Source organism: Streptomyces capparidis, assembly GCF_054782095.1.
Genome location: NZ_BAAGTD010000103.1, coordinates 1 through 11,856, shown reverse-complemented (window position 1 = coordinate 11,856; position 11,856 = coordinate 1). Strand labels below are relative to the sequence as shown.

Genomic DNA, 11,856 nt, shown 5'->3' with positions numbered 1-11,856 from the left:
GGCGATGTCGGTGGCGTTCGGCCCCGCGGTGGCGTCCGCCCGCGCGGGCCCGGAGCCGTCCGCCCGGGACGGCGGGGCGGCGCGCGGCGGGGCGGCGGCACCGGCCGCGCCGCCGCCCGCGCCGTCGCCGCTCCCGCCGCACCCGGTCAGCGTCAGGGCGCACAGCGCCACCGCGGCGAGCAGCGCCCGCACCGGGCGGCGGGGGCGCGCGGCGGATGTCGTCATCGGGTCCTCCGTGGGGTGCCGGGGTGCGCAGCGGCCCGGCGCCGGGGGCGGCGCCGGGCCGGCCGGGTCAGGACGGGTTGCCGTCCGCGCCGCACTTGACGATGGCGTTGATGCAGTTGGTCACCCTGCGCGCCATCTCCGCCTCGGGCCAGGCGTTGAAGAAGTCGCCGTGCATGGTGTACCCGGGGCCGGACGCCAGGCGCAGCCCCTGGGTGCCGCCCGACACCGGGTAGCGCAGCACCTGCCGGAGCTTGGGCACGGGCACGGGGTGGGTGGCCGGGCAGTCGCCGTTCACCGGGTAGGACATGTGGCTCTTGTGGTCGGGGGAGTCCAGGTCCCTGCCGTTCCAGCACTGCGGGAAGTCCAGGTAGGACTCCAGCATCGAGCCCGCGGGGCAGGTGACGAAGTCCTTGGACGGGTTGACCTCCCCGTGGTGCAGGCAGGACCAGCGGGCGATCGACGTCGGGTCGTTCACCCCGGCCGCCCTGGCGTTCCCGGCCACGACGCGCAGCCCCAGGGGCAGCGGCCGGATGCGGCGGGTGACGTCCTCGCGCACGCCCTCACCGAGGTAGTAGAAGGTGACGCCGGTGGGTTCGACGGGCTGGTCGCCGCGGTACATGGTCGGCACCCAGTACGCCGACTTGTCCACCGCGGGGCTGCACGTGCTGGACGACGCGAGCAGGTCGGCGAGCCCGGTGTGGGCGTTGGTGACCCGGCTGCCGAAGAAGCTGTGCATGTGGGAGGCGCCCGGCAGGCCGGGGGAGACGATCGGGTCGTCGGGGAGCCGGTGGCTGTAGGGGCACTCGGCGAGGAACTCCGCCACCCGGACGACCCGGGGGCCCGCTCCGTCGGCGGCTGCGGCGCCGCCCGCCCGCTGGGCGCCGGCGGGCGCGATGGTGAACAGGGTGCTCAGGACGAGCCCGAGGGCGAGCAGGAGGGCCGGCCGGCTGCGCGGCCTGCGCCCGCCGCCCCGGGGGGCGGCGGGGGTGTGGGGGGTCTGCGATGACACGTCACTCCTCCTTCGGGCCGGGCGCCCGCGGCGGGCGTTCCGGCGCCAGCGAGTGAGCGGAACCGGTTCCGTCACCGGTTCCGGCCTGCGCGGCGAGTGAACCTCTATGTCATGGCAGCGTCAATAGCCTGCGTCGAACTTGGTACGGACCAACTCCAGGATGTTCACCGGTCGAAGTCATCGCGCCCCCGGTGCCCAAAGGCATGGCCTGAGCCCAGGTCATCGAGGACTCGCCGGACATTCCGCGCCACCGGCCGTTCATGCTCCGAACGCGGAAGCGGCGTCATGCGGACCCGTGCGCGAAGTCTTGACGTCGCCATGACATTCAGGTTGACTCGCCGTCGTGCACCCGCCGGAACCGGTTCCGGCACCGGTCCCGGACCACAGCCGGGACCGGCGCCGGGGCCGGACCTCCGGCCGTACCCCACGGCCGCGTGTCCGCCGGCACGCGCCCCCGGCGCTCGTCCCGCAAGGCGGAGGTAGCCGTGCGCGTCACCATCGCGGACGTGGCCCGCGTGGCCGGAGTCAGCAAGACCACCGTCTCCCGAGTGCTCAACACCCGCGGCGAGGTGGACCGCGTCACCGCGGCCCGGGTCCGCGAGGTCATCGACCGCATGGGCTATGTGCCCAGTTGCAAGGCGGTGGGCCTGGCCCGCGGCAGCAGCCGCACCGTCGGCATGCTCGTGCCCTCGCTCACCTGGCCGTGGATCGGCGAGGTCGTCCAGGGCGTCGTCGACACCCTGGAGGCCGCGGAGTACGGGCTGCTGCTGTACACCTGCAACCGGGGCGCCGAGTCCGTCCGGCGGTTCACCGGCCAGGTCTCCGCCCGCGCCTTCGACGGGCTGCTGGTGGTGGAGCCGGAGAACACCCTCGGCATCCTCACCGCGCTGCACCGCAAGGGCCTGCCGGTCGTGCTCGTCGACGACCGCGGCCACCACCCCGAGTTCCCCCACGTCACCGCCGCCAACCGCGACGGCGGCGCCGCGGCCGCCCGCCACCTGCTGGCCGGCGGCAGGCGCAGCCCCCTGGTCCTGACGGGGCCGATGCGCTTCGGCTGCGTGCGCGACCGGCTCGCCGGGTTCCGCGACACCTACGCCGCGCACGGCCTGCCCATCGACCTCGTCGTCGAGGGCGACTTCACCGAGGGCGGCGGCCGGCGGGCCGTCAGCCGGCTGATCGGCGAGGGCCGCGCCTTCGACGCGGTGTTCGCGCACAACGACCTCGGTGCCATCGGCGCGCTCGCCGCCCTGCGCTCCGCGGGGCTGCGGGTGCCGGACGACGTGGCCGTCATCGGGTTCGACGACATCCCGGCGGCGCCGCTGACGGAGCCGTCCCTGAGCACGGTCCGGCAGCCGATGCGGCGGATGGGGGAGACGGCGGCCCGGCTGCTCCTCGCCCGACTGGCCGGCGGCGCCGCGCCCACCGACCCCGTCGTGCTCCCGACCGAGGTCGTCGTCCGCGAGTCGGCGCCCGCCCCCCGGCCCAGCCACGCGGGGCGCGCCACCACCTGAACGGCACCCCCACCTCCTCCCCCAAGGAGAGCCGCATGCCCACCCGCACCCCCCGCACCCTGCTCACCGCCCTGGCCGCGTCCTGCGCCCTGTCCCTGTTGGCCGGCCCCTCCCTCGCCGCGGAACAGGACGGGGCGCGGGCGCCGCGGGCCGCGGCCGCCTGGGACACCGACCGGGGCGCCGCCGCCCACGCCGCCAACCCCGCCGCCGTCACCGCGTCCGGCAGCGAGAACGCCGGCACCGCCCCCGGCGCCGCCTTCGACGGCGACGGCTCCACCCGCTGGTCCAGCGACTTCTCCGACACCGCCTGGATACGCGTGGACCTCGGCGGCACCGTGCGCATCCACCGCGTCGTCCTGGACTGGGAGGCCGCCTACGGCAAGCGGTACGTGCTGGAGGTCTCCGGGAACGGCACCGACTGGACGCCGTTCCACACCGAGACCGCGGGCACCGGCGGCACCGTGACCGCCCACACCTACCCGCAGGAGGTCACCGGCCGCTATGTGCGCCTGCGCGGCGTGGAGCGCGCCACCCCCTACGGCTACTCGCTGTACTCGTTCCGCGTCCACGGCGGCACGCCCGCGCCCGCCTCCACCACCCGCGCCAACCTCGCCCTGCACCACCCCGCGTACGCCAACTACTACCAGCACGCCGGCAACTCGCCCGCCTTCGTCACCGACGGCGGCCGGCCCGCCGACCTCAAGGCCGACCGGTCGCGCTGGGCGAGCGACTGGAACGCCGCCCGCTGGATCGCGGTGGACCTCGGCGCCACCTCCGTGATCGACACCGTCGACCTGTACTGGGAGGCCGCCTACGCGGTCGACTACGAACTCCAGGTCTCGGACGACAACAGGACCTGGCGCACCGTGTACCGGCCGTCCGCCACCGAGGTCGCCGCCAGGCGCGCCGATGTGAAGTCCCCCGCGGAGGCCGTGGGCCGCCACGACGCCGTCAGGCTGCCGCAGCCCGCCACCGGCCGCTATGTGCGCATGCTCGGCAAGGAGCGCCGCTCCTTCCACAACCCGGCGCCCGCCACCGCCCAGTTCGGCTACTCGCTGTACGAGTTCGAGGTGTGGGGGACCGGGGGCAGCGCCGCCGCCGCGTACCCCGCGCTCCCCGGCGAGCAGCCCGGCGGCTACCGGACCGCCTTCTTCGACGACTTCACCGGCCCGGCCCTGGACCGCGCCAAGTGGCGGGTGGTCAGGACCGGCCACGAGATGGGCTCGGTCAACGGCGAGGCCCAGGCGTACGTCGACTCCCCCGACAACATCCGCACCGAGAACGGGAACCTGGTGCTGCGGGCCAAGCACTGCAAGGGCTGCACGAGCGCGGGCGGCGGCACCTACGACTTCACCTCGGGCCGGATCGACACCAACACCAGGTTCGACTTCACCTACGGCCGCGTCAGCGCGCGGATGAAGCTGCCCGTCGGCGACGGCTTCTGGCCCGCGTTCTGGCTGCTCGGCAGCGATGTCGACGACCCGGCCGTGTCGTGGCCGTCCTCCGGCGAGACCGACATCATGGAGAACATCGGCTACGCCGACTGGACCAGCACCGCCCTGCACGGCCCCGGCTACTCCGCCGACGGGAGCATCGGCGCCCGCCAGGTCTACCCGGGCGGCGGGCGGGCCGACCAGTGGCACACCTACGCGGTGGAGTGGACGCCGACGACCATGCGCTTCCACGTCGACGACCGCCTGGTGCAGGAGACCACCCGCAACAAGCTGGAGTCCACCCGCGGCCAGTGGGTGTTCGACCGGAACCAGTACGTCATCCTCAACCTCGCCCTGGGCGGGGCCTACCCGGCGGGCTGGAACAAGGTGACCAGCCCCTACTGGGGCCTGCCCCAGTCCAGCGTGGACCGGATCGCCGCGGGCGGGGTGCAGGCGGAGATCGACTGGGTGCGCGTGGAGCAGAAGGGGTGACGGCGGGCCGCGGGCGGGTCAGCCCGGCGTCGCGCGCACGAACAGGCAGAACGGGTGACCCGCGGGGTCGTGCAGCACCCGCACGTCGTCCTGCGGCTGGTACTCGGCCAGGGTGGCGCCGAGCCCGGTGGCGTGCCGCACCGCCGCTGGCAGGTCGGGCACCTCGAAGTCCAGGTGCAGCATCATCTGCTGCTCGTCCGGCGCCGCGGGCCAGCACGGCGGGACGAAGCGCGGCTCGGTCTGGAACGACAGGCCGGGGCCGCCGTCCGGAGGGCCGATCTTCACCCAGTGCTCCTCGTCCTCCTGCACCGTCCAGCCCAGCAGCCGGCGGTAGAAGGAGGCCAGCTCGTGGGCGTCGGGCGCGTCGAGCACGGTCGCGGCCAGCGTGAGTCGTGGTTGTCGTGTCGCCATTTCCCCCCGTTACCCGCGCCCGACGGAGATACCCCCGGCGCCCCGGCGCGCGGGGCGCCGGGGCGCGGAGGAGGGCTCAGCGGGTCACGACGTGCCGCTCGTCGGGCACGCAGTGCGTCATCGTCAGGCCGGCCACGTCCCGCGGCGGGTTGTCGCCCAGGTTGGCCAGGCGCTTGCGGTCCTCCTCGGTGAGGTCCTGGCTCTCCAGGGGCTCCAGGTGGGCCACGTCCCGCGGCGAGATGCCCAGGCCCTCGCCCACGCGCAGCCCGAGCTCGTTCTCGACCAGCAGCAGATGCCACACCATCCGCTCCTGCACATGCCGGGCGGCCTGGCCGATCTGGGTGACGAAGTTGTGCACCAGGTCGTCCCGCTCCCACTGCTCCATCAGCAGATAGCGCTGCCCGGCCTGCATGTAGTCGTTGGTACGGGGGATGCGCTTGCGGGTGAGCCGGCCGCGGATCTCCGGGCCCTGGTCGTCGTGCGTGGGGTACTGGGCCTCGTGCAGGCCGCCCATCACCGACGGCTCGTAGTTGACCCGCGGATCGGTGCCGGAGGGATCCTGCCGGTACGCCATCTGGCCGTCGCGCTGGTTGGTGTGCACGGGCGCGCTCTTCGGCTGGTTCACCGGCAACTGGAGGTAGTTCGGGCCGACCCGGTGCCGCTGGGTGTCGCTGTAGGAGAACGTCCGGCCGACGAGCATCTTGTCGTCGGAGAAGTCCAGGCCGTCGACCAGCACCCCGGTGCCGAAGGCGATCTGCTCGTTCTCCGCGAAGAAGTTGTCCACGGTGCGGTCCAGCACCATGCGGCCCACCGGCTTGGGCGGGAACTCCTGCTCCGGCCAGGTCTTGGTGTCGTCCAGCGGGTCGAAGTCCAGCTCCGGGTGGTCGTGGTCGTCCATCATCTGCACCAGCAGCTCCCACTCCGGGTAGTCGCCGCGCTCGATGGCCTGGTACAGGTCCTTGGTGGCGTGCCCGAGGCTGTCGGCCTGCACCAGCGCCGCGTCCTCGGCGGTCATGCTGCGCACGCCCTGCTTGGGCATCCAGTGGTACTTGACCAGCTTGGTGCCGCCGTGGGGGTCCACCCACTTGTAGGTGTTGACGCCGAAGCCCTGCATGTGGCGGTAGTCCGCCGGGATGCCGCGCGGGCTGAACAGGTTGACCAGCATGTGCATGCTCTCGGGCGTCTGCGACATGAAGTCGAAGATCCGCCAGGGCTGCTGCTCGAAGGTGACCGGGTCCGGTTTGAGGGCGTGGATGACGTCGGGGAACTTGATCGCGTCCCGGATGAAGAACACCCCGAGGTTGTTGCCGACCAGGTCCCAGTTGCCGTCCTCGGTGTAGAACTTCACGGCGAAGCCGCGCGGGTCCCTGGCCGCCTCGGAGGAGTCCCGGCCGCCGATGACGGTGGAGAAGCGCACGGCCACCGGGGTGCGCTTGCCGCACTCCTGGAACAGCCTGGCCCGGGTGTACCGGCTGATCGGCTCGTCGCCCCACGCCCCGTACGCCTCGAAGTAGCCGTAGGTGGTGACCCCGCGGGCGTGCACCACCCGCTCGGGGATGCGCTCGCGGTCGAAGTGGCTGATCTTCTCCAGGAACTGGTAGTTCTCCAGGGTCGCGGGGCCGCGGGCGCCCACGGTGCGCTGGTTCTGGTTGTCGTAGACGGGGTGGCCCTGGCGGTTGGTGAGGACCGGCCGGTGGTCGCCGTCGGCCGGGCCCTTGCTCGATACGTCCGTCACGGTCCTGGACTCCTTCGACTTCGTCGCCTGCGTGACCGCGGCGCGGCCGGGCCCCGCCGGGACCGCCGCCGCGCGCTGGCCCCCAGTACCCCTTCCGCCGGGAGCCACACACGGCGATCGGCGGATGTTCGGCCGTGTGCGTGCCGGAAGCGACCCGGGCAGGGGAAAGGCGCGCGGGCACCCGGCCCCGCCCGCCCCGGCGGGGGAGCCCTTCGCCGACACTGGAGGCACCTGGCGGAACCCGAGGGAAGGAGCGCGGACGGTGGCCCTCTTCCGCGTCGAGCGGAGCACCGCCCTGCCCGCCGCGACCGCGTGGCGGCGGCTGACCCGCTGGGAGCGCCACTCCGCGCACGTGCCGCTGACCTCCGTCACCGTGCGCACACCGCCGCCCACCCGGGTCGGCACCCGGCTGCTCGCCCGCACCGGCCGCGGCGCCGCGGCGTTCGACGACCCGATGGAGGTCGTGCGGTGGGAGCCGCCGGACGCCGGGGGAGCGGGCCGCTGCCTGCTGGCCAAGCGCGGCCGCGTGGTGCTCGGCAGGGTCGGCGTCGAGGTGCTGCCGCGGGGCGCGGGCTGCCTGGTGGTGTGGTGGGGCGAGCTGCGCGTCCGCGGCCTGCCCCGGGCGCTGGACGCCGCGGTGGGGCGCTCGGCCCGCCTGATGTACGGCCGCCTCGCCGACGGCCTCCTCCGCGAACCATGACGGCCCGCCGCCCGCCGCGGCGGACAAAGGTCGGACGGGACGGCGCCCATCCCCGACACCCGTCTGATGACGGCTCCCCGGGGCCGGTGGCAGGGTGCTGCCCACACCGCACCGCAGCGCACACCGAGGGGAAGCACGCACGTGACCAGGACCACCACCCGAGCCGGCCGTGCCCTCCGCCTGGCCCTGCCCGCCCTGCTCCTGGCGGCCCTGGGCCTGAACGGGGTGGCGGCGGCCCCGGCCGGGGCCGCCGGACCCACCCCCGCCGTCGTGGACGGGACCCGGCACGGCGGCGACACGGTCGCGCTCACCTTCGACGACGGCCCGGACCCGGCGAACACCTGGCAACTGCTGCGGGTGCTGCGCGAGCACCGCGTCAAGGCGGTGTTCTGCCTGTGGGGCGACCACGTGCGCGAGCACCCGCGACTGGTGCGGGCCATCGTCGCCGCGGGCCACCAGCTCTGCAACCACAGCATGCACCACGACGACATGGGCACCTGGACGCCCGACCGCGTCCGCGCCGACCTGGCCGAGACCAGCGCCCTGATCCGCGAGGTCGCCCCGGGCGCGCCGATCCGGTGGTTCCGCGCGCCCTACGGCAACTGGGGGCAGACCCCGCAGGTCGCCGCCGAGCTGGGGATGCAGCCGCTGGGCTGGCGGCTCGCCGTCGGTGACTGGGACCCGCCGGGCACGGACGAGCTGGTCGCCCGGCTGGAGCAGGCCACCCCCGGCTCGGTGGTGTTGCTGCACGACGGCGGCGGCGACCGCGGCCAGACCGTCGAGGCCGTGGACCGGATCATCCCCGTCTACCGCGGGCGCGGCTGGCGGTTCGACCTGCCCGCCCGCCGCGGCTGACGGCGGCGGCCCGAGAGGAGACCCGGACGTGCGCCACGCCTTCGACCCCGAGCTCGCGGCGGCCCTGGCCATGGCGCCGCCGGTCGACATCGGCGACCTCGCCGCGGCCCGCGCCGCGCAGGCCGGGGAGCTGGCGGCGGCCGTGGGCCGGGTGGACACCTCGGGCGTGGACGTCGCCGAGGTCAAGGTCCCCGGGCCGCGCGGCGCCCCCGCGGTGCTGCTGCGCACCTACCGGCCGCGCGGCGTGCCAGGACCGCTGCCCGTGCTGCTCGCCCTGCACGGCGGCGGCTTCGTGCTCGGCTCGCCGGACGTCGACCACGACACCAACGTGCTGTTCAGCACCCGGCTCGGCGCGCTGGTCGCCTCCGTCGACTACCGCCTCGCCCCCGAGCACCGGTACCCGGCCGCGCTGGAGGACTGCTACGCCGCGCTGTGCGGGCTGGCCGACGGCGCGGGCGGCCCCGGCGTGCGGCCCGACCGGATCGCCGTGTGGGGCGACAGCGCGGGCGCCGGCCTGGCCGCCGCCCTGGCGCTGCTCGCCCGCGACCGCGGCGGCCCCGCGCTGTGCTTCCAGCACCTGCACAGCCCCGCCCTGGACGACCGGCTGACCACCCCCAGCGCCGTGCGCTTCACCGACACCCCGGTGTGGAACCGCCGCAACGCCGCCCTGAGCTGGGAGTACTACCTCGGCCCCGGGGTGCCGGGCTCGGCGGGCGTGCCCGTGTACGCCGCGCCGGGCCGGGCCGGCGCCGCCGGACTGGCGGGCCTGCCGCCCGCCTATGTGGCGGTGATGGAGTTCGACCCGCTGCGCGACGAGGGCGTCGACTACGCCCGCGCGCTCGCGGCCGCGGGCGTCCCCACCGAGCTGCACGTCTTCCCCGGCACCTGCCACGGCGCGGTCATGGTGCCGCACGCCGCCGTCGTCCGACGCATCACCGCCGAGGCGGTCGCCGTGCTGCGCGGGGCGCTGGGGCGGTGAACGGTCACGGGGCCTCGGCCAGTCGCCGGGCGTACAGCGCCAGTTGGGCGTGGAACCGGTCCCGCGGGTCGCGCAGCCGCCAGCCCAGCACCTCCTCCACGTGCGCCAGCCGGGCCGCCACCGAGCTGTGGTGCAGGTGCAGCTCGGCCGCGGCCTGCCGCAGCGACCCGGTGCGGCAGAAGGCCGCCAGCGCCGCCAGGTGCGGCCCGCCGTCCCGGCCGTCCGCCAGCTTCCGCAGCGCCCGCACGTCCGGCTGGGCGCGCAGTTGCGCCACCGGGATCTCCGCGAGCAGCGCCACAGGACCCAGCTCGTCGTGGTCCACCACCGCCTCCGCCGTCCCGTCCGCCGCCGCGAACCGCAGCGCCGACGCGGCCTGCGCCCAGGACTCCGCCGCCGCCGAAGGCTCGACCGCGCCCCCGACGCCGACCCGCACCGCCCCGAAGCCGCCCGCCCCGGCGCCCGCCCCGCCGGCCCGGTCCCGCAGCGCCGCCCGCAGCTCCTCCGCGGGCGAGGCCGCGCCGTCCCCGCGCTGGACCAGCACCGCCCCGAGCGACCCGAGCCCCGCCACCCGCACCGTCCCGGCGAGGCCGCCGCGCCCCGCCAGCGCCACCGCCCGCGCGCCCGCTCCCGCCGGGCTGCCGTCGGCCACCGCCACCGCCCGCAGCGGCAGCCCGGGCGCCAGGCCGAGCAGCCGCAGCGCCCTGGCCCGGTCCTGGACCGCCTCCCGCTCGGACAGGACCAGCTCCACCAGGGCCGGGTCGGCCAGGTGCGGGGCCGCGGCGGGCCCCGGCGCGCCGCCGGCCGCCGTGGCGGCGATGGCCATCCACTCCAGCACCAGCTCGTCCAGCGGCCCGGGCCCGCCGGGGCGCTCCAGCCACACCCGGCCGCCCGCCCCGAAGTCCGCGCTGCCGGAGACCCGGCCGGGCCCGCCGGCCAGCGCGGTGCCGTCCGGGCCGCACCGCACCGTGCGGCCGTCGCCCGCCGCCAGGCCCGCCGGGCACTCCGCGAGCCCCGCGGTGGACCGGACCAGCACCGCGGGGTCCAGGGCGCCGGCGGCCAGCAGCGCCTCGAAGTGCGCGATCACCCGTACCGCCGCGGCGGCGTCCGCGTCGAGCGCCGACAGGCGCAGCAGCAAGCCCTTCACACCCGCAGTGTAGGAAGGACATGAACATGGCCAACAGAGCAGGCAAGGCCCGCCGCACCAGGCTGCGAGCCCTGCTGACCGCCGTGCTCGGCGGCATCGCACCGCTGCTCGCCGCCCTGCTGCTGTCCGCGCCGAGCGCCCGAGCGGCCACGCTGACCGAGGTCACCAACTTCGGCGAGAACCCCACCAACCTGCGCATGCACGTGTACCGCCCGGACAACGCCCCCGCCCGCCCGGCGATCCTGGTGGCCGTGCACTACTGCACCGGCTCGGGACCGGCCTTCCACTCCGGCACCGAGTTCGCCTCGCTGGCCGACCGGTACGGGTTCATCGTCGTCTACCCGTCCGCCACCAGGAGCGGCAACTGCTTCGACGTCTCCTCCCCGCAGGCGCTGCGGCGCGGCGGCGGCAGCGACCCGGTCGGCATCGTGTCGATGGTCACCCACGCCCAGCGCGCCTACGGCGGCGACCCGAACCGGGTGTACGTCACCGGGGCCTCCTCGGGCGCCATGATGACCAACGTGCTGCTGGGCGACTACCCCGACGTGTTCAAGGCGGGCGCCGCCTTCGCGGGGGTGCCCTTCGGCTGCTTCGCCACCACCGACGGGTCGAGCTGGAACAGCGCCTGCGCCAACGGCCAGGTCACCAGGACACCGCAGGCCTGGGGCGACCTGGTGCGCGCCGCGTACCCCGGCTACAGCGGCCCCAGGCCCCGGATGCAGATCTGGCACGGCACCGAGGACGGCACGCTGCGCTACCCGAACTTCAACGAGCAGATCAAGCAGTGGACCAACGTGCACGGCGTGAGCCAGACCCCGTCGTTCACCGACCGCCCGCAGAGCAACTGGACCCGCACCCGCTACGGCGGCACGGGCACCCAGGCGCCCGTCGAGGCCATCAGCCTCCAGGGCGTGGGCCACAACGTGCCGATGTCCGGCATGGCGGCCCGGGTCATCGCCTTCTTCGGCCTGGACGGCGGCACGACGCCCACCGACCCGCCGCCCGGCCCCGACGGCGCCTGCCGGGTCACCTACACCACCAGCACCTGGAACACCGGCCTGACCGCCTCGATCACCATCACCAACACCGGCACCGCCGCGGTGAACGGCTGGTCCCTGAGCTTCCCGCTGCCCGCGGGCCAGACCGTCACCTCCGGCTGGAACGCCACCTACAGCCCGGCGAGCGGCACCGTGACCGCGCGGAACGCCGCGCACAACGGCACCATCGCGCCGGGCGCCTCCACCACCATCGGCTTCCAGGCCACCCACAGCGGCGACACGGCGAAACCCGCCTCGTTCACCCTCAACGGCTCGGCCTGCCGGACGGCCTGACCCGCGGCCGCCGGCCGGACCCGCCCGCGCC

The 11,856-nt window shown here is 75.3% G+C and carries 10 protein-coding genes and 1 pseudogene; 6 read left to right on the top strand and 5 right to left on the bottom strand.

The genetic code is table 11. The features are described 5' to 3' along the window. Both ACYVO2_RS36800 and ACYVO2_RS36795 read right to left on the bottom strand, forming a co-directional pair. Positions 1-225: pseudogene (locus ACYVO2_RS36800) on the bottom strand (DUF4349 domain-containing protein); the annotation flags it as partial. Positions 226-292: 67 nt separating this feature from the next. Further along, a complete protein-coding gene (locus tag ACYVO2_RS36795) occupies positions 293-1,234 on the bottom strand; it encodes a DUF1996 domain-containing protein (RefSeq protein WP_461012485.1) in 942 nt (313 codons plus the stop codon). Positions 1,235-1,719: 485 nt separating this feature from the next. On the opposite strand from ACYVO2_RS36795, the gene ACYVO2_RS36790 reads away from it, so the two are divergent. Continuing rightward, a complete protein-coding gene (locus ACYVO2_RS36790; protein ID WP_461012484.1) occupies positions 1,720-2,745 on the top strand; it encodes a LacI family DNA-binding transcriptional regulator in 1,026 nt (341 codons plus the stop codon). A 35-nt stretch (positions 2,746-2,780) separates the two neighbouring features. Continuing rightward, positions 2,781-4,670: a discoidin domain-containing protein gene (locus ACYVO2_RS36785; RefSeq protein ID WP_461012483.1), complete on the top strand. Its 1,890-nt coding sequence runs from the start codon at positions 2,781-2,783 to the stop codon at positions 4,668-4,670. Positions 4,671-4,688: 18 nt separating this feature from the next. Here the strand turns inward: ACYVO2_RS36785 and ACYVO2_RS36780 are convergent, their stop codons facing one another. Both ACYVO2_RS36780 and ACYVO2_RS36775 read right to left on the bottom strand, forming a co-directional pair. Further along, positions 4,689-5,081, bottom strand: a complete 393-nt coding sequence (locus ACYVO2_RS36780) for a VOC family protein (RefSeq protein ID WP_461012482.1) — start codon at positions 5,079-5,081, stop codon at positions 4,689-4,691. Positions 5,082-5,157: 76 nt separating this feature from the next. Continuing rightward, on the bottom strand, positions 5,158-6,816 hold the full coding sequence (locus tag ACYVO2_RS36775; protein ID WP_461012481.1) for a catalase: 1,659 nt from the start codon (positions 6,814-6,816) through the stop codon (positions 5,158-5,160). Positions 6,817-7,078: 262 nt separating this feature from the next. On the opposite strand from ACYVO2_RS36775, the gene ACYVO2_RS36770 reads away from it, so the two are divergent. The 3 genes from ACYVO2_RS36770 to ACYVO2_RS36760 all read left to right on the top strand — a co-directional run bounded on the left by ACYVO2_RS36770 (position 7,079) and on the right by ACYVO2_RS36760 (position 9,350). Then, positions 7,079-7,516 (top strand): SRPBCC family protein, encoded by a 438-nt coding sequence (locus ACYVO2_RS36770; protein WP_461012480.1) that lies wholly within the window; start codon positions 7,079-7,081, stop codon positions 7,514-7,516. 141 nt (positions 7,517-7,657) lie between these two features. Then, positions 7,658-8,371, top strand: a complete 714-nt coding sequence (locus tag ACYVO2_RS36765) for a polysaccharide deacetylase family protein (protein ID WP_461012479.1) — start codon at positions 7,658-7,660, stop codon at positions 8,369-8,371. 28 nt (positions 8,372-8,399) lie between these two features. Further along, positions 8,400-9,350: an alpha/beta hydrolase gene (locus tag ACYVO2_RS36760; protein WP_461012478.1), complete on the top strand. Its 951-nt coding sequence runs from the start codon at positions 8,400-8,402 to the stop codon at positions 9,348-9,350. A gap of 4 nt (positions 9,351-9,354) precedes the next feature. On the opposite strand, the gene ACYVO2_RS36755 is transcribed toward ACYVO2_RS36760, so the two are convergent. Continuing rightward, complete coding sequence (locus ACYVO2_RS36755; RefSeq protein WP_461012477.1) at positions 9,355-10,494, bottom strand: helix-turn-helix domain-containing protein; 1,140 nt, start codon at positions 10,492-10,494, stop codon at positions 9,355-9,357. A 26-nt stretch (positions 10,495-10,520) separates the two neighbouring features. Between ACYVO2_RS36755 and ACYVO2_RS36750 the strand changes: the two genes are divergently transcribed. After that, positions 10,521-11,825, top strand: a complete 1,305-nt coding sequence (locus ACYVO2_RS36750; protein ID WP_461012476.1) for an extracellular catalytic domain type 1 short-chain-length polyhydroxyalkanoate depolymerase — start codon at positions 10,521-10,523, stop codon at positions 11,823-11,825. The last annotated feature ends 31 nt before the right edge of the window (positions 11,826-11,856 follow it).

What these genes read in the sequence shown, in the direction of transcription:
- ACYVO2_RS36785 (WP_461012483.1), top strand. Translation starts at nt 2,781, where the DNA reads ATGCCCACCCGCACCCCCCGCACCCTGCTCACCGCCCTGGCCGCGTCC.
- ACYVO2_RS36780 (WP_461012482.1), bottom strand. Translation starts at nt 5,081, where the DNA reads ATGGCGACACGACAACCACGACTCACGCTGGCCGCGACCGTGCTCGAC.
- ACYVO2_RS36750 (WP_461012476.1), top strand. Translation starts at nt 10,521, where the DNA reads ATGGCCAACAGAGCAGGCAAGGCCCGCCGCACCAGGCTGCGAGCCCTG.